This is a genomic window from Pseudomonas sp. DR208, assembly GCF_019823005.1.
In the GTDB taxonomy this organism is placed as follows: domain Bacteria; phylum Pseudomonadota; class Gammaproteobacteria; order Pseudomonadales; family Pseudomonadaceae; genus Aquipseudomonas; species Aquipseudomonas extremorientalis.
Window position 1 is genome coordinate 4,127,908 of the sequence record NZ_CP081944.1, and the last position, 23,197, is coordinate 4,151,104.

The 23,197-nt window shown below is 61.2% G+C and carries 17 protein-coding genes and 1 pseudogene; 9 read left to right on the top strand and 9 right to left on the bottom strand.

Annotated elements, in window-relative coordinates:
* Positions 1-977: 977 nt before the first annotated feature.
* The 6 genes from K5K89_RS18515 to K5K89_RS18540 form a co-directional block, all read right to left on the bottom strand.
* Entirely contained in the window at positions 978-1,385 is a 408-nt protein-coding gene (locus K5K89_RS18515; RefSeq protein ID WP_093513712.1) for a hypothetical protein, read from the bottom strand.
* A gap of 9 nt (positions 1,386-1,394) precedes the next feature.
* Positions 1,395-7,508 (bottom strand): DUF637 domain-containing protein, encoded by a 6,114-nt coding sequence (locus K5K89_RS18520; protein WP_222539998.1) that lies wholly within the window; start codon positions 7,506-7,508, stop codon positions 1,395-1,397.
* A gap of 22 nt (positions 7,509-7,530) precedes the next feature.
* On the bottom strand, positions 7,531-9,225 hold the full coding sequence (locus K5K89_RS18525) for a ShlB/FhaC/HecB family hemolysin secretion/activation protein (RefSeq protein ID WP_093513716.1): 1,695 nt from the start codon (positions 9,223-9,225) through the stop codon (positions 7,531-7,533).
* Between the two features lie 424 nt (positions 9,226-9,649).
* A complete protein-coding gene (locus K5K89_RS18530; RefSeq protein WP_071487878.1) occupies positions 9,650-10,576 on the bottom strand; it encodes a FecR family protein in 927 nt (308 codons plus the stop codon).
* A gap of 37 nt (positions 10,577-10,613) precedes the next feature.
* Entirely contained in the window at positions 10,614-11,159 is a 546-nt protein-coding gene (locus tag K5K89_RS18535; protein WP_016980117.1) for an RNA polymerase sigma factor, read from the bottom strand.
* A complete protein-coding gene (locus K5K89_RS18540; protein WP_222539999.1) occupies positions 11,156-11,815 on the bottom strand; it encodes a TonB family protein in 660 nt (219 codons plus the stop codon). The genes K5K89_RS18535 and K5K89_RS18540 overlap by 4 nt, the downstream gene beginning before the upstream one ends.
* A gap of 201 nt (positions 11,816-12,016) precedes the next feature.
* Between K5K89_RS18540 and K5K89_RS18545 the strand changes: the two genes are divergently transcribed.
* From K5K89_RS18545 to K5K89_RS18550, 4 genes and pseudogenes are all read left to right on the top strand, one after another.
* Positions 12,017-12,328 carry a hypothetical protein gene (locus K5K89_RS18545; protein ID WP_071487880.1) on the top strand — a complete coding sequence of 104 codons (312 nt, stop codon included), beginning with the start codon at positions 12,017-12,019 and terminating at the stop codon, positions 12,326-12,328.
* Positions 12,329-12,484: 156 nt separating this feature from the next.
* Positions 12,485-12,598: pseudogene (locus K5K89_RS28705) on the top strand (hypothetical protein); the annotation flags it as partial.
* A gap of 68 nt (positions 12,599-12,666) precedes the next feature.
* Positions 12,667-12,969 carry a transposase gene (locus K5K89_RS29020; protein ID WP_014717988.1) on the top strand — a complete coding sequence of 101 codons (303 nt, stop codon included), beginning with the start codon at positions 12,667-12,669 and terminating at the stop codon, positions 12,967-12,969.
* Between the two features lie 8 nt (positions 12,970-12,977).
* Positions 12,978-13,802, top strand: coding sequence for an IS3 family transposase (locus tag K5K89_RS18550; protein WP_409996326.1), 825 nt, complete (start codon positions 12,978-12,980; stop codon positions 13,800-13,802).
* Between the two features lie 64 nt (positions 13,803-13,866).
* On the opposite strand, the gene K5K89_RS18555 is transcribed toward K5K89_RS18550, so the two are convergent.
* Entirely contained in the window at positions 13,867-15,150 is a 1,284-nt protein-coding gene (locus K5K89_RS18555; RefSeq protein WP_071492054.1) for a Zn-dependent hydrolase, read from the bottom strand.
* A 27-nt stretch (positions 15,151-15,177) separates the two neighbouring features.
* On the bottom strand, positions 15,178-16,659 hold the full coding sequence (locus K5K89_RS18560; RefSeq protein WP_071492055.1) for an NCS1 family nucleobase:cation symporter-1: 1,482 nt from the start codon (positions 16,657-16,659) through the stop codon (positions 15,178-15,180).
* Positions 16,660-17,249: 590 nt separating this feature from the next.
* Between K5K89_RS18560 and hydA the strand changes: the two genes are divergently transcribed.
* The 3 genes from hydA (at position 17,250) to preA (ending at position 21,492) form a co-directional block, all read left to right on the top strand.
* The gene (gene hydA, locus K5K89_RS18565; RefSeq protein WP_222540000.1) at positions 17,250-18,689 is read left to right on the top strand and encodes a dihydropyrimidinase; all 1,440 of its coding nucleotides are present in this window, start codon (positions 17,250-17,252) and stop codon (positions 18,687-18,689) included.
* A gap of 161 nt (positions 18,690-18,850) precedes the next feature.
* Positions 18,851-20,218, top strand: coding sequence for an NAD(P)-dependent oxidoreductase (locus K5K89_RS18570; RefSeq protein ID WP_222540001.1), 1,368 nt, complete (start codon positions 18,851-18,853; stop codon positions 20,216-20,218).
* On the top strand, positions 20,218-21,492 hold the full coding sequence (preA, locus tag K5K89_RS18575) for an NAD-dependent dihydropyrimidine dehydrogenase subunit PreA (protein ID WP_222540002.1): 1,275 nt from the start codon (positions 20,218-20,220) through the stop codon (positions 21,490-21,492). The genes K5K89_RS18570 and preA overlap by 1 nt, the downstream gene beginning before the upstream one ends.
* A gap of 111 nt (positions 21,493-21,603) precedes the next feature.
* Here preA and K5K89_RS18580 read toward each other — a convergent pair whose 3' ends face one another.
* A complete protein-coding gene (locus K5K89_RS18580; protein WP_025854871.1) occupies positions 21,604-22,224 on the bottom strand; it encodes a TetR/AcrR family transcriptional regulator in 621 nt (206 codons plus the stop codon).
* Between the two features lie 143 nt (positions 22,225-22,367).
* Between K5K89_RS18580 and K5K89_RS18585 the strand changes: the two genes are divergently transcribed.
* Positions 22,368-22,811, top strand: a complete 444-nt coding sequence (locus tag K5K89_RS18585) for a GNAT family N-acetyltransferase (protein WP_222540003.1) — start codon at positions 22,368-22,370, stop codon at positions 22,809-22,811.
* A gap of 18 nt (positions 22,812-22,829) precedes the next feature.
* Entirely contained in the window at positions 22,830-23,195 is a 366-nt protein-coding gene (gene copC, locus K5K89_RS18590) for a copper homeostasis periplasmic binding protein CopC (protein ID WP_058426824.1), read from the top strand.
* Positions 23,196-23,197 lie beyond the last annotated feature (2 nt).

Sequence of the window (23,197 nt, forward strand, 5' to 3'; positions counted from 1 at the left end):
CAAATAAATCTGTCCCCTTCTCTTATGGCGTGGATCGCCACCTTGGGTAACGAGCCGTCCGCCAGGACGTTTTTCGTGTAGTCCCCTACCAGGTTGAAACTGGCCGCCGCCAAGGTGTTGAACAAGGCATTTTTCAGCGCGTCACTGGCACTGCCGCCCTGCCTCAGGGCTTTGTTCAGTCCCTCAGGGTCTGACCCCGTTTACCCCCCTACCAGGTTGAAACTGGCCGCCGCCAAGGTGTTGAACAAGGCATTTTTCAGCGCGTCACTGGCACTGCCGCCCTGCCTCAGGGCTTTGTTCAGTCCCTCAGGGTCTGACCCCGTTTACCCGGTTTCAACCCGGCAACAGGATGTTGCTTCTTATTAAATCACACACTAGAAAGCTTCCACAGTATCGCGCAAGGCAGCTCATCATTAACAATATCATGCAAGCGAAAATAATAAACAGCCAATGAACTTTCTAAGCCCTTATGAACAAATGCACCATCAGACATAACACGATAAGAGGCGCACTCCATAAACTTGTCAGAACCAAGAGAGCTAAGAGCATTTTTAATCTGACTATAGGTCCCCCCCGCCCCAACTGGAAGCAATTCAGGCGGCGGTCGGCATACGGCCATGTCATCATTTTCAACATCCCTGTAGTAGGCTCTTCTAAATGCAGGCTCTGCAGGCCCAGTAAAGGGATAGCAAACGAAGTTTTTCCTCTCCCTCATCAGAAAAAGCGTCAGCTAAAAAATACTGTTCGTCTGAAATTTTGTATGCGCCGTCGTCCATAGCGATAACGCATTGCTCCCGCACATCAACGGCGTCCCCAACCTTTGACTTGCACAGCGATGACCATTCTTTCATCTTAAATACCTCAAACCTATTGTGGCCATTTGAATATTCGGCCTTCGACCCTGCCAGCCTTAAGCGCACTCTCTGCGGCTGCTTTGGCCGAACCGGCGCGAGGCCGGTGTTGAGGGTGAGCAGTGTTCAAGAAAACTCTATTTTGCAATCTGACAGAGGGATCGAGCGGCCATCAGAGACCATAAATTGATCGCCTTCGATTCTTGCCAACAGTAGACCAAGGCCCTCTGCACCGGCTTCGATGTCTTTTCTCCAGCCGTCAATATCACCGTGATATACGACAGCATGAAAGAGCGGGCCATTTCTCGGTGTGATGCTGCATCCGGCTTCGTTGATCCCACCACTAGTTGCATTCGGAGGTTCAGAAAAACACGTTATATTTTTAAATTGCTTACGAAATTTACTTTTCCCATCATCAGAAAAATAGATAGCCTCCCTGGTGGTCGCACCATCCGTCCCAGGAATGACTCTAGCATCAGACCTTTCTAGCTTCCCGCCTAAAACCTTCTCCAATTCTTCTATTTGGTTAGCCAAAATATCACCTCAGTTTTTCACTGGTGTAATTAAAAACTTAAAGTTTGTGACACCCGCATCAGTAAATACTTTCGAATAGTAACTAGCCAACTCTGGACTATTCGTATGATAAATAACACCGCCCTCGAAGCCGGATGAGTATTTCTTCGCCTGATCTACCATTTTGGTCTGCTCAGCAGCCGACCAAGGCTTTGAGCCCACCGGGCTAGCAGGATTTCGAAGAGAGCTGCTCCAGTCCGCTACAAACTTAGCTTCAACAGCAGTCCGCTGTCCATTAACAATAGTCACATTGTCCGCGACACCGTTAACACGTTGCCCATTGATAACAGTTGTGTACTGACGCTCCGCAGAAGGAACACTACCGTATAGGTCTCGAAGACCACTTTCGTAGCTCTGCGCCTTGTCGATGGCCCGACTACCACTCACAGCAATGGGATTGGTTGTTTCCAGCGCAGTCCCTGCCCCTTTTGCCCCCCTCGCCACAGCCCGCCTATAAGCCACCACCCCCGCCGCAGTCCCCACCCCAACCGCCAGCGCGATCTTCAGATTGTCCGCAATGTCCTGCGCCTGAGCATCGCTCAGTGCCCACTTCGACTTGAGCGACTCGACCATCGCGCCCACCGAGTGCTCGGTCGTGGCGGTCGCCAGCATTTCCTGAAATTCGTAATTGCCGTTGATCAGGCTCTGTACCGCCTCCCGTGCGTCTGGCGAGGCGTAGTCGGCGATGTCGCGGATGGCATTCAGGTTCGCCAGGGTGTTGGCGACTTCTTTGGAGCTTGCCGCGCAGGAACTGGGGTCGGTCTGGCAACTGACGATGGCGTCAATGTCCTGCTGGAGGCTCAGTTCCTGGAATTTGCACGTGGCATCCTGGATGCAGGAGGCGTCGGTGCATCGGGCTATCTGTTTGGCGGCCCGTTCCAGTTGGTTGTGTGACAGGTAGTTGTATTGCGTGGCGTTCTTCGCCACCCAGCTGCCGGTCTCCAGCTTGGCGGCGTCCGTGTCGCTTTGTGCCGCGGCTGCCAGCACGCCGACGATCTGCGAACTCATGGTGAGCAGGGTGTCGTTGCCTTTGACCAACGTATCCAGATGGCCTACCAGCGCTTCGCTTGCCGCCGCCGCCAATGCGCCGGTCTTGAAGTCGCCGCCGGTGGCTTCGGCCAGCAAGCCACCGACCATGGCGTGGATCGCCACCTTGGGTAACGAGCCGTCCGCCAGGACGTTTTTCGTGTAGTCCCCTACCAGGTTGAAACTGGCCGCCGCCAAGGTGTTGAACAAGGCATTTTTCAGCGCGTCACTGACACTGCCGCCCTGCCCCAGGGCTTTGTTCAGCAACACAGAGGTGCCGTTCTGCAGCGCCTGGTTGGCCGCGAATTGGCCGACGCCGCTCCAGGTGCCCAGCGAGCCGGAGGTGGCCACTTTGCTGATGGTGGTATTGGTCTGCGCTCCGGTCCATGGGTCGAAGTAACCCACCGTCAGGCCGGCAGTGATCGCCGAAACCCCGTAGCCCTTCAGGGCATCGGATGACGTCACGTCCTTGAACACGGCACCGAGATTGCCCCGGTTGTTGACCACGCTGACACTGGCATTGGTCGAGGCGCCGGTCGCAACCGCACCGACCATGGCGCCGCCGACACCGCCGCCTGCTGCGGCCGTCGCCATGGGCCCGATGACCGCCGACATCACGATGGCAATGATCAGTTGCGAGGCCGGCCCCAGCCCGGAGTGGCTGTACTTGAAGCTGTCGTGGACCTCCCTGACCTGGCGCCAGTCCACATCCCCGCGCTGTTCTGCGTCCTTGAGCCAAGCCAATTGCGGGTCGGCCTTGACCATCGCATCAATGGACTGGCTGACGCTCTGCTGATTGACCTGCTTGATGTCGATCTGCAAACCGTCGACGGCCTGGATCGCGATGGTGCCCCCGGCAACCAACTGGCTCTGGCGTAGTGTTTCGTCAGTGCTGCCCTTGCCCTTGGATGCCACCCAGAATGCGTTGTTGTTGGTCTTCTCGTGGCTCTCCTGATGCAGGTCTTTCACTGCTTCGAAGGTCACCGCCCCACCACTGGTGATGGCGATATCCGCCGCGCTTTCCAGCCTTGCCCCTTGATACAACTGACCGCCGCCGCTGATCAGGTCGAGGTTGCCGCCTGTGGTGATCTGGCTGCCCACCGCACGCACGTCGGTGACTTCGTCGCGTTGGGTCTTGAGGGCGCCGAAGCTGCCTTTTTTCTTGTAGTCATACAGGCTGTAGTCGCTGTCATTGGCACTCAGCAGTTGCAACTGCCCACCCGCCACCAGGTACGCATCCTTGCCGCTGCTGACCTGGCTGGCGTGCAGCACGATGTCTTGCCCCGCGCTGGCGTTCAGTTTGCCGCCGGCGGTGAGCTGGCTGCCCACGTGACGCACCTGGGTGGTTTGCTCATGCACCTTGGCGCCGCCGCGTTTGCTGTTGACCGCGTGATCGGTTTCGTTGGCGGCGGCCAACAGGTGGAGGTTGCCACCGGCGGCGACGGTCAGGTCTTTGTCGGCGTTGGCTTGGCTGGCCAATAGGGTGATGTCGCGCCCGGCATGCAGGCTCAGGCTGCCGGCGGCGTTGAGATTGGCGCCAAGCTGTTCGGTGCGGCTGTGTTGGGTGACCCGGTGGCCGCCGTTTTCCGTGGTGCGTACCTGTTGGGTGTCGGTGACGGCGATGAGGTTGATGTCGCGCCCGGCGCTCAGGCTGGCATCGCCAGCGCTGTTGATGTCGCCTCGGTTGGTGATGTCGCGCCCGGCGTTGAGCGTGAGTTGCTGTGCGGCGCTGATCTGGCCCGCCTGGTCGAGATGGGTGACAAGGGTGCCGTCGCCCTGATGCTTGGCATGGGCGGTGCGGTCGTTGACGATGTCGCCGGTGACGCTGGTAAGTTCGATATGGCTGCCACGGATCTCGCCGGCCATCGCGTTGCGGATACTGTCGGTGGCCAGCAGGCTGATGCGTTCACCGGCGCTTAGCGTACCGCCATTGAGCAGGCGGCCGTCGGCGATGGCGGTCAGCTCCTGTGCCGCATTCAAGGTGCCGACATTGACGATGTCGCCACCGCTGACCAGGTTGATGTCCCGGCCTTGCACCAGGCTGCCCCCGCGCAGGTTATTGGCGTCGACCGTCGCCAGGTACAGCACCGGCACCAGCACGTCTTCACCCTGCACCTGGCGTTTTTCCATCCACACGATGTCGTGGGTCAGGGCCGCCACCTGCTGCGCGGTGAGGCCGACGCCGACGCTCAATTGCAGGCTGTCGCGGGCGCTGAGGCCGTTGTCCATCAGGTAGCGGAACTGTTCCTCGTCGCTCTCCAGCCCGGCGAGGAAGCGTTGCCCGGTCTTCGCCAGCACGGCGTCACGGATCAGGCGGCTTTCGTAGTAGCCGTCGCCCAGGCGTCGCCAGGCCTCGTCGGTGCTGTAGCCGATCTTGTCGAGCAAGTACTGGGAACTGAGGAAGTTGGCCAGGTGGGTGAACAGGGGATTGGTTTCAATCAGGTAGGGGCTGCCCGGATTCTTGCTGGGGATAAACAGCCCGTATTTACCGCTGGGGAGTTGGAATTCCGGCGGTTGGGTCAGGTCATCGCTGAGGCGATCCGGGCTCAGTTCGAGGTCGTTGGGGTTGTGGCCAATGTCACCGGTCAGTTGCGCCAGGGTGTTTTCCCGCAGGGTGCCGTTTTGCAGGTACTCGGTAGCCTGCAGGTTGAGGCGGCCGCCGGCTTGCAGCGTGGCGGCATAGACTTCGCGGCCATCCTCGCGCCAGGTGGTGAGGGTGCCGGGGTTGCTGAACCCCTCTCCGGTCGAGCGGGCCTTGAGTTCGGCAAAACGCACGGGGTCGAAGGGTGCGTTATTGAAGGCCGGCAGGTCGTGGAATTCCATCTGGTCCCACAGGGCTTTGTCGATGCGACCGGGGGTGCCGATGATGGTGCTGGAGATGCCGGTCTGGGAGGCTGCGCCCTGGTTGATAAGGCGGCTGGCGGAAAGGTGCACGTCGCCATTGGCGGCGAGCAGGCTGTAGCGGTTCTCCAGGGTCTGCGCGTCGATGCGCAGGTCTTTGCCGGCCACCAGTCGCGCCGCCCTGGTGGAGTTGGGCGCGGCGGTTTCGCGCCAGGTTTCGCTGATGTAGATGGTCCCACGCTTGAAGCTGTCGTTGCCGTGGCAGTGCTGGCCGCAGACCCATTGGATACTGCCGCCGACCAGCTCGCGTTCGAGGACAAGGTGGGTGCGGGCGTTTTCAAACTCGCGGGCGTTGATGTGCAGGTTGCCTTCGGTTTCCACGCTGCCGGAGAGGTTGCTGAAGCGCGTGCCGGCGAAACTGAAATCACCGACGCTGTAGAGGTCACCTTCAAGGTTGCTGAAATGCTCGCCACGCACATGCAGGTCGCCGCCGCTGAACAGCAGGCCGCTGTTGGTGACGTTGGCAGTGAGCAGGAGATTGCCTTGGCTGCCGAGCGTGCCGGGGTTATTCAGTTGAGCCGCATTGATCTGCATATGCCGCGCTGCGCTGAGCACGCCGAGGTTATGCAGTACATCGCGCACGCGAAGTTGGATGTCTTGGCCGCTGAGAATCTGGCCGTGGTCTTGGGTAAGGTTTGATGCGCTGATATAGGCATCGCCTTTGGCGGCGATCAGGCCGCGGTTGTTCAGGTCGCCATCGACCTGCAGGAGCAGGTGGTTGTCGCCGAGCAGTTCGCCCGCGTTGGTGAACGTGCCGGCCGCAATACTCAGCGCAGTGCCTGCCCCCACGATCTTGCCGCTGTTGTCGACGCTGTCGGCGACCAGGCTCAAATCGCCTTCGGCATGCAGCGTCCCGGCATGGTTGATGGCCTGTCTGGCAGCAATTTCAAGTTGGCCGGCGGTGACCACCTGGCCAGTGTTTCTCAGGTCCTGGCGGGCTTCGATCCTGGCGCTGTCGGCGGCGATCTGGCCGCTGTTATCGAGGCTGCCGCTGGTGATTTCCAGGTGGCCACTGGCATTGAGTTCACCCGGGTTATCCAGGCGCTGGGCCTTGATGCTCAGCTGTTTGCCCGCGATACGCCGGTCTTCCAGGATGCCGCTGACGACCTTGCCCTGGTTGCTCACCGTACTGCCTTCGAGGCTGACATTCCCGGCGCTGGCCAGAGTCTGCCGTACCACCAGATCGCCCTGGGCCTGCAGGTCGATATCAGCCATCGCAAAGGTCGGGCCTTGCAAGTCAATCGACGCGGCCTTGGCCGTGAGGGCGCCGACGCTGGTGGTGTGGGACAGGCTCAAGCCGCCATTGGCGTTGATCACGATGTCGCCGGCGGTGCTGGCCATATCGCCCGCCAGCCTTACGCCGACGCCCTGCTCAGTGCCCACCAGGCGAATCGTCCCGGCGTACATGCCGCCGAGGGCGCTGGCATCAATGGCCAGTTGCGGTTTGTCCCGGCCATCTTCGGCATGGGCACGGGCCTGCAAGGTGTCGGCACTGACATCGTTACGGCCGGTGATAATGTTGAGCTGGTCGGCATGCAGTTGCGCGTTGAGCTTGGCCGTGCGGGTGATCAGATCGAACTGACTGACATTGCGGGCATTGAGCCCGGCGCCCTCCAGCGCAATATCGCCGCCGTCTACGCGAAAGTGATCCAGCCGCCCACCTTCGATCACGGGCTTGCCGGTGGTCAGCGTCGCGCGCGGCGTATTGATAAACCCGCAGCCATTGCAGGTGATGCCGTGAGGATTGGCGACGATCACCCGCGCGGCATGCCCCGCCACTTCGGTGTAGCCCCCCAAATGGCTGCGGTTGCCACCGGTGACTTCGTTGAGGATCACGCTGGCAGGCCGCCCTTGCAGGCCTGGGTTGCCGAGGATCACACCGCCCAGTTGGGTGCTTTGCGTGGACTGGGTGGCGTTATTGAGGATCAGCCCGTTGCTGCCGACGTTGTAGTCGGTGAACAGGTTATGGGACAGCCCGCTGCCATTGGGCCCGGCGATATTCACCACCGGCACGCCGTTGGGCGCATGGCCGAGGCTGGTGTCGGGGCTGGCCGGGTCCACGCTCAGCTCGGCGGCGGCCGCGACAATCGGGTTGAGGAAGATGATGCCTGCGAGGCTCAGGGCCAGGCACTGGTAAAACGGGCGGCGCACGTCCATAGGCTAGGTTCCTTGTTGTTATTCAGAAAAACAGGTCGATTCGGGCATAGATCGGGTGTTCGCGACGTTCAACGATGGCCGGGCGCTCCAGGGAGCGGGCGAGCACCAGCGAAGCGGCAAGGTGAGTACCGCGTGCGCTGAGCTCCCAGGCATGGCCGGTAAGGCGCCCGGCAACGTCAGGGTTGTGCGGGCCACGGCGGATCACTCCGACGTCGTAGCCAAAGCCCACGCCCACTTCGTGCACCCAGGGCCGCAGCGCGTCCCAGGCCACCGGTTGGCGCCAGCGCACCTGGCTGCGCCAGTAGCCGCCGCTATTGCCCGAAAGGTTCTGTTGCTGGAACCCGCGCACCGCACCGAGGCCGCCGACGCTCAGGCGTTGTGGCCCATAGAGTTCGTCTTCGGCGTGTTGGCCGGTGGCAAGGCTGTCGACACTCCAGTGCTGGCCCAGCCAGCGAAAGGCCTGCAAATAGCTGAGGGTCAGGGTGTATTTCTGATAGCGCGAGGTCGGCGCGCCGCGCTGTGTAGAGAGATCGCGCTGGGCGTCCAGGGCGCCGATGCCCTGTTGCCAGCCGGCATCGAGGTTGAGAAAGGCGTTGCCGATGCGGCGGCCATGGTTGAAGCCCAGTTGACGCTCCGTGATGCGATGGCTGGAGGTGCGCAGCAACGCGTCTTCCAGGTAGTTGCGGGTCCGCAGGTGGCTCAGGCCAAAGCTGAACGCCGTCTTGCCCAGGTTATCGCGGTGCAGCACGCGCTCGGCGCGCAACTGCTGGCTGGACGTCTCGCCCGACAGTGCGAAGGCAAACCCGGAAAGGTCGTTGCGCGTGCGGTAGAAGCTTTGGCTGTGGCTGACATTGAACGTCCACCAACCATACGGCAGGCTGTAGAACAGATTCTGGCTATGGGAATGGCGCCAGCGGTCGCTGACGGTGTCGCGGCTGGCCCGCAGGTTCAATTGATCCGCCAGGCCCAGGGGGCTGTCCCAATCCAGGCCGATACCGGCCTGCTGGCGACCGGTGCTGGCATCGCCATGGTTGTTGCGGTTGGCCGAGACACGCCAGGGTTCGCGGCGCTCACCTTTGAGCGTCACGCGGCTGCCCCCCACTGCCTGCCCCGGCAACACCTCAAGCTGCGGCTGGCGCGAGGGCAAGCGCGATAGTTGATCCACCCACTGCTCCAGCTCGCGCAGGTCGAGCACCTCCCCTACGGTGCCGGGAAAGGTCATGGCGGACTCCAGCGGGCTGGCCAGCGATGAGCTGTCGAGCCCTTCAAGGCGCCCTTCGACCACGATGATGTTCAGTTCGCCATGTTTCAGGTCCTGTTGTGGCAGGTAGGCGCGGGTGGTGACGTAGCCGCGATGCAGGTAGTGATCGGTGAGGCTTTTGAGCACGGCGTTGAGTTGGGGCACCCCCAGGCAACGCCCCTGCCAGGGTTGCAACAGCGCCTCGCGCTGGCCTTCGGGCAGCAATGTCGCGCCTTCAATGTTGATACGCGTGACGGTGATGCACTGGCCGTCTTCCAGCAGCGCGGGAGCCGTTGGCACAGCGATTTGGCCGGGCAGGTTCTGCAGGTCTTCAAGGCGACGACGCTGCTCTTCCAACACTTGCTGCTGACGCTCACGGGCCAATTCGCGGTCGCCGGGCGACACGGGGGACGCGGCAAGAAGCGGACCTGAAAACAGCGCTATCCCCAGCAGCGCAGGTCGAAAAACAGCCGGCATCCTTTCACCCTCATACAGGTACTCAAATGGAAAGAGCACCCATGCTGCCGAGGCTGAAACGCTTAAGGAAAACAGGAAAGGTTACAAAAAATTCGGCGTTCCTGAGGGCGTCGCCCTGTCTGTCACACAGCCACTGGAGGGCTGTCAGATGCTTCCGAACAATGTCAGTCGAAGGAAGAAACCGGATAGGAAGTGAGACTTGAAACGTACATTTCCTGGGTTTTTCTTACGCTGAAAATCCTTTCCCCTACAAACGAGAAAGACAATTCAGAGAGGATAAGAAAGGAGATCTGTCAGAGGAAAAAGACCGGTCGCTCTACCCATGAGCACACAGGCATACCTGAAAGCGACAGGCGTAGATTAGCGTTCTGGCCCGGTCCATTTACATCGTAAAAATTGGAGTTACCCGACGAGCGGCAGCCCCTCAACTCAACAACACCACCCCACCCGGCAACTCCGTGCACTTGGCCCCATACGCATCGCGGATCAACAACGCCACGCCCGCCAACTGCTGCAAACTGAAGCGCGCCTGAACCCGACGCTGGCCCAGTTCCTTGTTCAACAGCAGCAGCATGCCCGGGCGATAACGGTTGATCTCGTCCACCACCGTCGCCAGCGTGGCGTTGTTGAACACCAGCACCTGTTCACGCCAGGCCACCACTGCCTGGGTGTCCACCATTGTCACCTCGCTGACGCCGGACGCGCCGTAGGTGAGTTGCCGGCCGCTGTCCAGGCGCACGCTGCGCCCGGCGATGGCCACCGCGAGTGAACCGTCGATGCAGGTGACGCATACCCGGTGGTCGGTATTGCGCACATTGAAGCGTGCCTGCGCCGCGCTGACCGAGCCCTCGCCAGCCTGGACCAGCAGCGGTTGCGCAACGTGGGTGACCACCTCGACTTCGCCTTCGAGCAGTTCGATGCCCTCGCCCACCCGGCTGATGCGGGTCTGGGTGTTGAGTTCCAGGCTGATGCCTTGGCTCAACAGCACTTGGCGCTGCTCGCCGACTTCGGTGCGATAGTCCGCTGTGAGCCCGGCGAAGCCGCCCGGCACACCGACGCGCACCATCACCACGGCTGCCGAGGCGGCGATGGCCCCGCCGAGGAAGGCACGGCGGCCAAAGCTGCGCGGTTGCGACATTTGATCAAGGGCCGGGGACAGTTGCTGCCACAGCGCCTTGGCCTGTTCGAAAGCCTGGGCGTGTTCCGGGCTCTGCGCGCACCAGGCTTTGAGGGCCTTGGCATCGGCCACGGTGGCGCGGCCCGAGGTCAGCAGGAGCAGCCAGTCGCGGGCTTCATCGTGCAGGGGGCTGGCGGCGGACTGCCGGGCGGTGGAGAGGCTAAAAATATTCAAGCGCGCACGTACTCACGGATTTATCAGGGACTCGACACTAAGACGGTTTTCCGGCCCCGGGACCGAACCGCTGAATCACTTTTCTTTCCAGGCGCTTGGCACAGTGGCCCAGGGCGGCCTTGATTTCCTTTTCGACCATGCGCGTGGAAATGCCAAAACGCTGGGAGATTTCCAGGTGCGGCGCCTCTTCCAGGCGCGCGGCGATGAGGATCTTGCGCCGACGCGCCGGCAGTTCGTAGAGGGCCTTGACCAGGGATTGGATTTCTTTCTGGCCGCCCACCACCCGCGACGGGTCCTGGGCTTCGTCGGCGCTTTGCAGCAGCTCTTCCACCTCGCTGCCGGTGAGCAGGCGCGCATCGGCCTGGCGGCGGTCGGCGGCGATGTTCAGGGCCATGCGGTACAGGTAGGCATTGGGCTGTTGCAGGTTCGGCGGCACGTCCATGCGGTCGACGCGCAGGTAGGTCTCGTGCAGCACGTCGTTGGCCAGGTCCTCCGAGCCCAGGCGCTTGCGCAACCGCACCTTGAAGTCTTCGTAAGAGGCCAGGAACAGGCTGACCATCGTACTGTGCCCGGTATTTTTCATCCCTCCGAGGCTCCTTTTGCGGCTGTGCATTCCATGCGCGTTCCTGTTGTGTCAGGCATCAAAAGTAAAGTCACCGGTTGGCGCAGCGAGCTTGGCGCCGGGCGTTCGACCCGCGCCGCTGCCAGGCTGCGCACCAGTGCTTCATCGCGTTGTTCATCGCCGGTGGAACTCACCAACCGGCTGTGTTCGACCCGCCCATCCGGGTTGACCCACACCTGCACCAGCGCGCGAAAACTGCCGGGCCGGGTCAGCGGCGAGCGGCACAGGCTGGTCTCGATGGCTTGCTGCAACGCCGTCGCATAGCTGTTGTTGATCCGCGCAGCGTTGCGCGCCGCCGCACCCCGCGTAGTAGTAGGCGGAGGGCTGACTGGGGTCTGCAAGGTAAACGCATCGCTGCGTGCATAACGGGCCATCAGGCCACTCCCTGTCAGCAACATCGCCAGTGCCTCTTGCGCCGTGAAGCGCCCGCGCACTGCGATGGAGCGCCGCCCGCGCGTCAACTCACGGTCCACCAGCACCGCCATCCCGGTGGCACGGCTGTAGGCTTGCAGTGCATGTTCCAGGTCCTGCGCCGGCAGGTTCAACGGCAGCAGCGGTGACTCTGCCTGCGCCGCGCGACCAGCGGCCAGCAGCAACAGCAAGACCAGGGCGCGCATGACGCGCCTCCAGGCTCCCTGTTCACCCCCTGTTCTGCATCGCTGCACGGCCGACGCGCCCTAGAAAACCGTCATCCTGAGGCCAGTTTATGAACCTGATGTTACGGTGATAGCAAAAAAAACATCACGGTGATGAGAGACTCGCTGCACTAGACTTCCAAGCCTTACCGGCCCACTCCTTCGGGCCTGCCAGGAGGCCCGATGAAAACCTTGCCGACCGTTGCCAGCCTGTTGCTGTGCGCCACCCTGCCCTTGCTGGGCCATGCCGAAACTGCCGCCGGCACGTGCGCCGAGGTCAGCGTGGATGGCTACAAGGCGCCCGACTATGGCTGCCTGAGCCAGCAGATGGGCAACGACACGAACGCTACCAAGGCGGCCAAAAAGAACCGCGAGGCGCAGAACCTCCCCATCGAAAAACGCCCGCCGAACGCGGTAGGCCTATCCACCCCGGCGGCGACCAGCGTGCGCATGGGCAATACCTTCGGGACGTCGGTGAAACCGCAGCGGCCCTGAGGGCCAACCCTTTCAAAACGGGCGATAAGTCCCCTGTGGCGAGCGGGCTTGCCACAGTTGCAGTGTTCGCTCTTAACGGGAGGGTTTCAGCCAGAGACTGGGAGCACTGGATCGCGTTTACCCTGCTGGTCGGGCTGGGGCTGCACATGATCTGGTGGCAAGCGTGCGGAGATGGTCGGTGGTGTGGTGCTGATGCTAGTGGGGGCGACAATTCTGTACGAGCACCTCTTGGTCCAGGCACACCGCAAAATAATGTGGGAGGGGGCTTGAACTGGCCTAATGATTTTGGACACTTCAATCGGGCGCTATGATAGCGCCCAAATCTGAGGTGTTTGGATATGCGTAAATCTTATTCGAGTGAGTTCAAGCTCAAGGCTGCCAGCATGGTGCTGGATGAAGGTCAGCCGGTTACCGAGGTCTGTGCCAGCCTGGATATTGGTCCTACTGCTCTGCGCCGTTGGGTCGATCAAGTGCAAAAAGAACGCTTGGGCTCGACTCCGGTGGGAGCCAAGGCAATTACCGCTGATCAACGAGAGATCCAGAGACTCAAAGCCCTGCTCAGGGAGAAAGACCTGGACATTGAAATCTTAAAAAAGGCCAGTGCTCTCCTGCTTTTGGACGCCAAAGATCATTCACGCTGATCGATGAGCTGGACGAGCAGTACGGCGTTAAAAGGTGTTGCCGGGCGTTCGGGGTTAACCGCAGCAGCTTCTATGCCTGGCGCCAGCGCCAGGGCAGAGCAAATCCTGAGCGGGAAAAGCTCAAAGCCGCGCTGGTCAGGCACCACAAGGCGTCGAGAGAGTCGGCGGGCGCACGTACCTTGTCCAAGGAGCTGCAAGCCAAAGGACATCGTGTCGGACGTTACATGGCTCGCAATTTGATGCGCGAGGCTGGCATCGCTAGTCGTCAGCGCAGGCGCCATAAGTACAAGTCGCCGGGCGTGGAGGCCTTGGTGGCGCCGCATGTGCTCAAGCGGAAATTTGATGTGACGGCGGTTAATCAGGTGTGGTGTGGCGACGTAACGTACATCAAGGTCGGCAAGCGTTGGATGTACTTCGCCGCCGTTCTGGATCTGTACGCTCGCAGGATCGTAGGCTGGTCGTTCTCGATGATTTCGGATGCCAACCTGACCTGCGAGGCACTACGCATGGCAGTTGAGCTACGCGGCCATCCCGAGGATGTGTTGTTTCACTCTGACCAAGGTTGCCAGTACACCAGCCATAAATTCCGAAACGCGCTTGTGAAGCATGGGTTTAGGCAAAGTATGAGCCGTAAAGGCGAGTGCTGGGACAACGCCCCGATGGAGCGTTTCTTTGGTAGTTTGAAATCCGAGTGGGTTCCTGAAACGGGCTACAAACTGGAGCATGAGGCCCGGGCAGATGTGCAGCGCTATGTCTCGCGCTACAACATCAGCAGGCCTCACAGCTACAACGACTACCGGTCGCCGGTCGCGAAGGAAAGGTTGGCGGCATGAACCTTAATCGGTGTCCAAGATTACTTGACCAGTTCATGCCCCCTCCCACATTTTTTACTGCATGTCAGGCGGCCAGCTTGCCGCTGGCGATAGCGGCTGACGCTGCAACCATCGCCCGCAACAACACCGCACATCCCGCCGCCAGGTCATCCGGTGCGGCATTCTCGATTTCGTTGTGGCTGATGCCGCCCTCGCACGGCACGAAAATCATCCCCGCCGGGCCCAGTTCGGCGACGAAAATTGCGTCGTGCCCTGCCCCGCTGACGATATCCATGTTCGACAAGCCCAGGCCATTGGCGGCATTGCGCACCGCGTCTACGCAGCCCTGATCGAAATACAGCGGCGGGAAGTCAGCGGTGGGCTCCATCTCGAAACTGAGCCCATGCTTGGTGCAGGTGTCCTCAATAACCTTGCGCACCTCACTGATCATCGAGTCCAGGCGCGCCGGCTCCAGGTGACGAAAATCCAGGGTCATGCGCACTTCACCGGGAATGACGTTGCGCGATCCCGGATAAGCCTGCAGGCAACCCACCGTCCCACATGCATGAGGTTGGTGCGCCAATGCGGCTGCGTTCACCGCCGCCACCACCGCTGCCGCGCCCACCAGAGCATCCTTGCGCAGGTGCATCGGCGTCGGCCCCGCATGCGCCTCGACGCCGCGCAGTTTCAGGTCGAACCACTTCTGCCCCAAGGCGCCGAGCACCACGCCAATCGTCTTCTTCTCATCCTCAAGAATCGGCCCTTGTTCGATATGCGCCTCGAAATACGCTCCCACCTTGTGCCCGCTGACCGGCCGCGAGCCCGCGTAGCCAATCGCATTCAGCGCATCGCCCACACTGACGCCATCCACATCGACCTTGGCCAAGGTATCGGCCAGGGTGAATTTCTCGGCAAACACCCCCGAGCCCATCATGCAGGGCGGAAAACGCGAGCCTTCTTCGTTGGTCCACACCACCACTTCCAACGGAGCCTCGGTCTCCAACTTGAGGTCATTGAGCGTCCGCAGCACTTCCACCCCTGCCAGCACGCCAAAGCAACCGTCAAACTTGCCGCCGGTGGGCTGGGTGTCGATATGGCTGCCGGTCATCACCGGCGGCAGGTCAGGGTTGCGTCCGGGGCGGCGGGCGAAGATATTGCCGATGCCGTCGACGGTCACGGTGCAGCCGGCGTCTTCGCACCACTGCACGAACAGATCGCGGGCCTTGCGGTCGAGGTCGGTGAGGGCCAGGCGACACACACCCCCCTTGGGCGTGGCGCCGAGCCTGGCCAGGTCCATCAGCGATTGCCACAGGCGGTCGCGGTTGATGTGCTGATGGGTGGATTGCAGAACGTCCAGGGCAGCGTTCATGGGGATCTCCTCAGGCTACATTTCTTCTTATGGATTGACGGTGACCGGCGTGGCCCCGCGCTTGGCATTCAGGCCGTAATACAGCAACCCACCCAGCGCCGAACCGGTAAACCAGCCATAGCTGTAGAACCAACTGAACGCATCGCTGCCCAACGACAGCAAGGTCAGCACCACCGGCACGCCGAAGGCGATGAAACCGCTCCAGTTCCATGCCGGGTAAACGTCATCGCGATACAGGCCGGCCAAGTCCAGTTGCTGTTTGCGGGTGATGAAATAGTCCACCACCATGATCCCGGCGATCGGCCCCAGCAGGCTGGAATAGCCGAGCAACCAGTTGGAGTAGACGGTCTCCAGGCTCACCTCGGAAACGATCAGGCCGAGTTTCTTCAGCAGCTCATGGGCCATCAACGCCAGCCCGACCAGGCCGGTGAGGATCACCGCCGTGGTGCGGTTGATCAGCTTGGGCGCGATGTTCTGGAAGTCATTGGTGGGCGAGACAATGTTCGCGGCGGTGTTGGTGGACAAGGTGGCGACGATGATCAGCGCCATGGCCACGGCCACCCACACCGGGCTCTGGATATGCCCGATCAGTGTCACCGGATCGGACACGCTCACGCCCACCAGTTTCACCGAAGCGGCGGTCATGATCACGCCGAGGGCGGCGAACAGGAACATGGTCAGCGGCAGGCCGAAAATCTGCCCGAGAATCTGGTCCTTCTGGCTTTTGGCGTAGCGGCTGAAATCGGGAATGTTCAGTGACAAGGTGGCCCAGAACCCTACCATCGCGGTGAGCCCGGCCATGAAGTAACCGGTCAGGCTCGCACCCTCGGGACGCTTGGGCGGGATCGCCATCAATTCGCTGATCGACACGTTGGGCATCGCCCACACCAGCAGGCCGATGCCCACCGCCACCAGCAACGGCGCCGACAAGGTTTCCAGGCGCTTGATCGATTCGGCGCCACGCAGCACCACCCACAGGTTCAGGCACCAGAAAATCATGAAACCGATCACCTCGCCGGTGCCGCCAAGGGACTTCCACCCCTCGAAGATCGAGCCCAGGAACAGGTGGATCGCCAGCCCGCCAAACATGGTCTGGATACCAAACCAGCCACAGGCCACCAACGCCCTGATCAGGCACGGCACATTGGAGCCGAGGATGCCGAATGACGACCGCAACAACACCGGAAACGGTATGCCGTACTTGGTGCCCGGAAAGGCGTTCAGCGTCAGCGGAATCAGCACCACGATGTTCGCGAGCAGGATCGCCATCAGCGCCTCGCCCACCGACAGCCCGAAGTACGCAGTGAGCACGCCACCCAGCGTATACGTGGGCACGCAGATCGACATACCGACCCACAGCGCGGTGATGTGCCACTTGTTCCAGGTGCGTTCGTGCACCTTGGTCGGTGCCATGTCGTGGTTGTAGCGAGGGCTGTCGAGGACGTCGGGGCCGGCGTCGAGTTCGTACAGGCCGTTGCGTTCAATGACTTGCGATCTGTTCTGTTGCATGGCCGCTCCACGGTTTTTTCGAATTATTGTTGCGCGCCTGCAGTTGGGTGCAGGCGGCCGGAGTACCTCGTAAACAACATGACATCACGGGCCCGGCCAGCCGCCTCTGCACTCAATAACCGTGCCGACAAGCGTTACCGCACCCTCACCGCTTATATAACGTGCTGATGTTTATCAGCTTTCCGATTGCGCCTTCGGTACTTGCCGCCTTACTCAGGCTAAATAGTGCGGAAGTTGCCCGAACCATCAGGACTCAATCTGGTGCAACACAATTATTTTTATTTCCCCTACCCGTCAAGAGGCATGTCTCAAGCGTCTGATTTGCAATAGGAAATGTTGCTCAATTCAAGAACCTGTCAAGTGCGTCAAAATGGTGAGAGGTCGCTACATTTTGGTGATTATTGATTTTTATCCTTAAAAATCAATAGGTTGAAAACGATATATGCTTATAAAAAATCTTCTTGCCCAATCGAAAAACTCGGGCTAGTTTCTATTCCTGTCACCGATGACAGGAATTAACCGACCATCGGCAAGCAGCAATACAACACTTAGAACTGGCACAAGCCGGTCAAGCCTGTGAGGAACTCGACATGTCGCTGTTGATCCGTGGCGCCACCGTTATTACCCATGATGAAAGTTACCGCGCCGATGTGTTATGCGCAGGCGGTCTGATCCGGGCTATTGGTACGAACCTGGATATTCCCGCCAGCACTGAAATACTCGATGGCAGCGGCCAATACCTGATGCCCGGCGGCATCGATCCCCACACCCATATGCAATTGCCCTTCATGGGCACCGTGGCCAGTGAAGACTTTTTCAGCGGTACGGCGGCGGGCCTGGCGGGAGGCACCACGTCGATCATCGACTTCGTCATTCCCAACCCGCAGCAATCCTTGCTGGAAGCCTTTCACCAATGGCGCGGCTGGGCGGAAAAGTCCGCCTCCGATTACGGCTTCCATGTGGCGATCACCTGGTGGAGCGAGCAGGTGCGCGAGGAAATGGCCGAGCTGGTCAGCCACCACGGCATCAACAGCTTCAAGCACTTCATGGCCTACAAGAACGCGATCATGGCGGCGGACGACACCCTGGTCGCCAGCTTCGAGCGCTGCCTGGAGCTGGGCGCAGTGCCCACCGTGCATGCGGAAAACGGCGAGCTGGTGTATCACCTGCAACGCAAGCTGATGGCCCAGGGCATCACCGGGCCGGAAGCGCACCCGCTGTCGCGTCCGTCGCAGGTGGAAGGCGAAGCGGCCAGCCGGGCGATCCGGATCGCCGAGACCCTCGGCACGCCGTTGTACCTGGTGCATGTGTCCACCAAAGAAGCGCTGGACGAAATCACCTACGCCCGTGCCAAAGGCCAGCCGGTCTACGGTGAAGTCCTCGCCGGGCACCTGTTGCTCGACGACAGCGTCTACCAACACCCCGACTGGCAGACCGCTGCCGGCTACGTGATGAGCCCGCCGTTCCGACCCCGCGGGCACCAGGACGCGCTTTGGCACGGCCTGCAATCGGGCAACCTGCACACCACCGCCACCGACCACTGCTGCTTCTGCGCCGAGCAAAAAGCCGCCGGGCGCGACGACTTCAGCAAGATCCCCAATGGCACCGCCGGTATCGAAGACCGCATGGCGCTGTTGTGGGATGAAGGCGTGAACACCGGGCGCCTGTCGATGCAGGAGTTCGTGGCGCTGACCTCCACCAACACTGCGAAGATCTTCAACCTCTACCCGCGCAAAGGTGCGATTCGCGTGGGTGCGGATGCCGACCTGGTGCTGTGGGACCCACAGGGCACGCGGACCATTTCCGCCAAGACCCATCACCAGCAGGTCGACTTCAACATCTTCGAAGGCAAGACCGTACGCGGTGTGCCCAGCCACACCATCAGCCAGGGCAAGCAGGTCTGGGCCGATGGCGATCTGCGCGCCGAGCGCGGGGCCGGGCGTTATGTGGAGCGGCCGGCGTATCCGCCGGTGTTCGAGCAGTTGAGCAAGCGGGCTGAGTATTCCAAGCCCACTGCTGTAAAGCGCTGAAACCGCTATCGGGGGCAAGCCCCCTCCCACATTGACCCCATTCCAACAGGATCAACGCGGTCAAGTGTGGGAGGGGGCTTGCCCCCGATGAGGCCAGTGCAAGCAACAACAAAACCAATGCCCATCAGAGGCAGCACCTCAATAACCGTGAGGCCAACACCGTGATCCAGACCCTGACCCACCTCCCCCATCCCGTTGAGGATGGACCGACACTCGCCAGCCATTTCACCGACCTGGCGCCGCCCCTCAACGCCCGCCAGGCCCAACTGGAAGCCTCGCGCTGCCTGTATTGCTACGACGCGCCCTGCGTGAACGCGTGCCCCAGCGAAATCAATATCCCGTCGTTCATCCGCAACATCCACACCGAAAACGTGCAAGGCGCGGCGCAGAAGATTCTCTCGGCCAATATCCTCGGCGGCAGTTGCGCGCGGGTGTGCCCCACCGAAATCCTGTGCCAGCAAGCCTGCGTGCGTAACAACGCCGAAGAATGCGCTCCGGTGCTGATCGGCCTGTTGCAACGCTACGCCATCGACAACGCGCACTTCAGCGAACACCCCTTCCACCGCGCCGCGCCCACCGGCAAGCGGATTGCCGTGGTCGGTGCCGGGCCTGCCGGTCTGTCTTGTGCCCATCGCAGTGCCATGCACGGTCACGACGTGGTGATTTTCGAAGCCCGGGAAAAAGCTGGCGGCCTGAATGAATACGGGATCGCCAAGTACAAACTGGTGGATGACTTTGCGCAGAAGGAGCTGGATTTCCTCTTGCAGATCGGCGGTATCGAGATCCGCCACGGCCAGCGCCTGGGGGACAACCTGACCTTGAGCGAACTGCACCAGCACTTCGATGCGGTGTTCCTCGGCCTCGGCCTTGCCGCCAGCAAACAGCTCGGCTTGCCGAATGAAGACGCGCCCGGCCTGCTCGCCGCCACCGACTACATCCGCGAGCTGCGCCAGGCCGACGACCTCACCCAACTGCCCCTGGCCGATCGCTGCATCGTGCTTGGCGCCGGTAACACCGCCGTCGACATGGCCGTGCAAATGGCCCGCCTCGGCGCTCGCGATGTGAACCTGGTGTACCGCCGCGGCCTGGCGGACATGGGCGCCACCCACCACGAACAGGATATCGCCAAGGCCAACCAGGTGCGCCTGCTGACCTGGGCCCAGCCCGAAGCCGTGCTGCTGGATGACCTGGGTCATGTACGCGGCATGCGCTTCCTGCGCACGCGCATGGAAAACGGCCGTCTGCACCCCACCGGTGAAACCTTCGAACTGGCCGCCGACGCGATCTTCAAGGCCATCGGCCAGGGTTTCGATAACGAGGCCCTGCACGACCCGTTGGCCGAGCAACTGCACCGGGTCGGCGAGCGTATTTTCGTCGACGAACAGCTGCGCACCAGCATTCCCGGGGTGTACGCCGGCGGCGATTGCGTCAGCCTCGGCCAGGACCTCACCGTGCAGGCGGTGCAACACGGCAAGCTGGCCGCCGAAGCCATGCACGCCCAACTCATGCTGACTGTGGAGGCTGCGTAATGGCCGATCTCTCGATAGTGTTCGCCGGTATCAAGGCCCCCAACCCATTCTGGCTGGCCTCCGCGCCGCCCACCGACAAAGCCTACAACGTGGTCCGCGCCTTCGAAGCCGGATGGGGCGGCGTGGTGTGGAAAACCCTGGGCGAAGACCCGGCGGCGGTCAACGTGTCGTCACGCTACTCGGCGCACTACGGCGCCAACCGGGAAGTGCTGGGCATCAACAATATCGAGCTGATCACCGACCGCTCGCTGGAGATCAACCTGCGGGAAATCACCCAGGTGAAAAAGGACTGGCCCGACCGTGCACTCATCGTGTCGCTGATGGTGCCGTGCGTCGAAGAGTCCTGGAAAAACATCCTGCCGCTGGTTGAAGCCACGGGTTGCGACGGCATCGAGCTGAACTTCGGCTGCCCCCACGGCATGCCCGAACGCGGCATGGGCGCGGCGGTGGGCCAGGTGCCGGAGTACGTGGAACAGGTGACGCGCTGGTGCAAGACGTACTGCTCGCTGCCAGTGATCGTCAAGCTCACCCCGAACATCACCGATATCCGCGTGGCGGCGCGGGCGGCGTACCGCGGCGGTGCGGATGCGGTGTCACTGATCAACACCATCAACTCCATCACCAGCGTGGACCTGGAACGCATGGTCGCCCTGCCGGTAGTCGGCACCCAGAGCACCCACGGCGGTTACTGCGGTTCGGCGGTGAAGCCGATTGCGCTGAACATGGTCGCCGAAATCGCCCGCGACCCGCAGACCCAGGGCCTGCCGATCTGCGGCATTGGCGGCATCGGCAACTGGCGCGATGCGGCGGAGTTCGTCGCCCTGGGCTGCGGCGCGGTGCAGGTGTGCACGGCGGCAATGCTGCATGGCTTTCGCATTGTGGAGGAAATGAAGGACGGGCTGTCGCGCTGGATGGACAGCCAGGGTTACACCAGCCTGCAGGAGGTCTCCGGGCGAGCGGTGGGCAACACCACGGATTGGAAGTACCTGGATATCAACTACCAGGTGATCGCCAGGATCGATCAGGCCGCCTGCATTGGCTGCGGGCGTTGCCATATCGCCTGCGAAGACACCTCGCACCAGGCCATTGCCAGCCTGAAACAGGCGGATGGCACGCATAAATATGAGGTGATCGACGATGAGTGCGTGGGCTGCAACCTATGCCAGATCACCTGTCCGGTGGCCAATTGCATCGAGATGGTACCGATAGACACCGGCAAGCCGTTTTTGAATTGGACGCAGGATCCGAGGAATCCCTACCGGGAGGCTGTGTAGGCCTTTAGACCGCCATCGGGGGCAAGCCCCCTCCCACATTTTTGAATATGTTCATAAATCAACGTGTGGGAGGGGGCTTGCCCCCGATGAGGCCCTCAGTCCCAACAAAGATCAAGGCTCCAACCCAATCCCCCGCAAAATCACACTGGTCACCGTCTGGATCGCCTTCTCGAACTGCATATCTGACAACGGCTGGTGATCATTCAAGATTTTTACCTGGTGATCAAAGTCCGCATAGTGCTGGGTCGAGGCCCAGATCATGTACAGCAGGCTCGATGGTTCCACCGGCAGGATGCGTTTGTCCTCCACCCATTGGCGAATTTTCGCTTCCTTCATCTTGGCCCAGTCGTACAGGCTTTCATCCAGCGCCTCACCCAGGGTCGGCGCGCCGTGGATGATTTCGTTGGCCCAGACTTTCGAACCATACGGCCGCGTGCGCGAGCGCTGCATCTTGGCGCGGATGTAGCTGCTGAGCACCACCCGGGGGTCATCGAAGGTCTCGAAGCTCAGGGCGTCCTGCTTCCACACTTCCAGCAGGTCGAACAGCACGGCGCTGTACAGCTCGCTCTTGGTGGTGAAGTAGTAATGCAGGTTGGAGCGCGGCAGTTGCACTTCTTCAGCTATGTCGGCCATGGCGGTGCTGCCGTAGCCTTTTTCGGCGAAGATTTTCTCCGCGGCCAGCAGGATTTTTTCGACGTTGACCCGACGAATTCCGATCTTGTGATTGCCCATAAGGGCTCCCTGACAACAACTTGGCTTAAAGACTACCATCGGCTCTAGATCGGGGCGACAGGCCATAGTGAAACTTCTGACGCGAACCTTTCCCCCGGAAATCGGATTGGTTAGGATCGCGGTCCCCATGAAGGATCATTGCAATGACTATTCGACCTCGTGTGGCCACCGACGACCCCGTGCTGGGAGCACTGTGGGAACGCTCGGTGCGCGCCACCCATGACTTCCTCCCCGAGGATGACATTCAACGTTTGCTGCCCCTGGTACGCGACACCTACCTGCCGATGCCTGCCCTGGAAGTGTGGGTGTATGAAGATCAACAAGGCATCGCCGGTTTTATCGGTACCGGCGGGAACAATGTGGAGATGCTGTTTATCGACCCCGAGCGTCGTGGCCAGGGCATCGGCCGCCAGTTGCTGGACCACGTCCGTGCCCGTCACGACACGCTCACCGTCGATGTAAACGAACAAAACCCACAAGCCGTGAGGTTCTACCTGCACTATGGTTTTATCCAGGTCGCGCGCTCGCCGCTGGATGGCGAAGGCAAGCCCTTTCCCTTGCTGCACATGGCTCTACCGACTCCCTGACCCCGAAGGTATTGAACAATGTTGATCAAGAAAAGCCTCACCACCCTCGCCCTGCTCGCCTCCTTGCTAGGCGCCTCGGCAGCGTTTGCCCACGCCCACCTCAAGGCTGCGGAGCCAGCGGCCGACAGCAGCGTCGCTGCGCCCAAGGACCTGCGCCTGACCTTCAGCGAAGGCGTCGAAGCCACCTTCACCAAGGTGTCCCTGAGCAAGGACGGCACCGAAATCGCGATCAAGGGCCTGGAAACGCCGGACGCCGACAAGAAAGTGCTGGTGGTCACCCCGGCCGCCCCGTTGGCCGCCGGCACCTACAAAGTGGTGTGGAACGCGGTCTCGGTCGACACCCACAAGAGCAACGGCGAATACAGCTTCAAAGTCGGCCAGTAACC

Bases quoted from the DNA above. Each gene is read 5' to 3' on its own strand.
- K5K89_RS18520 (WP_222539998.1), bottom strand. From the start codon at position 7,508: ATGGACGTGCGCCGCCCGTTTTACCAGTGCCTGGCCCTGAGCCTCGCA.
- K5K89_RS18525 (WP_093513716.1), bottom strand. From the start codon at position 9,225: ATGCCGGCTGTTTTTCGACCTGCGCTGCTGGGGATAGCGCTGTTTTCA.
- K5K89_RS18535 (WP_016980117.1), bottom strand. From the start codon at position 11,159: ATGAAAAATACCGGGCACAGTACGATGGTCAGCCTGTTCCTGGCCTCT.
- K5K89_RS18540 (WP_222539999.1), bottom strand. From the start codon at position 11,815: ATGCGCGCCCTGGTCTTGCTGTTGCTGCTGGCCGCTGGTCGCGCGGCG.
- K5K89_RS18545 (WP_071487880.1), top strand. From the start codon at position 12,017: ATGAAAACCTTGCCGACCGTTGCCAGCCTGTTGCTGTGCGCCACCCTG.
- K5K89_RS29020 (WP_014717988.1), top strand. From the start codon at position 12,667: ATGCGTAAATCTTATTCGAGTGAGTTCAAGCTCAAGGCTGCCAGCATG.
- K5K89_RS18555 (WP_071492054.1), bottom strand. From the start codon at position 15,150: ATGAACGCTGCCCTGGACGTTCTGCAATCCACCCATCAGCACATCAAC.
- K5K89_RS18560 (WP_071492055.1), bottom strand. From the start codon at position 16,659: ATGCAACAGAACAGATCGCAAGTCATTGAACGCAACGGCCTGTACGAA.
- hydA (WP_222540000.1), top strand. From the start codon at position 17,250: ATGTCGCTGTTGATCCGTGGCGCCACCGTTATTACCCATGATGAAAGT.
- preA (WP_222540002.1), top strand. From the start codon at position 20,218: ATGGCCGATCTCTCGATAGTGTTCGCCGGTATCAAGGCCCCCAACCCA.
- K5K89_RS18580 (WP_025854871.1), bottom strand. From the start codon at position 22,224: ATGGGCAATCACAAGATCGGAATTCGTCGGGTCAACGTCGAAAAAATC.
- K5K89_RS18585 (WP_222540003.1), top strand. From the start codon at position 22,368: ATGACTATTCGACCTCGTGTGGCCACCGACGACCCCGTGCTGGGAGCA.
- copC (WP_058426824.1), top strand. From the start codon at position 22,830: ATGTTGATCAAGAAAAGCCTCACCACCCTCGCCCTGCTCGCCTCCTTG.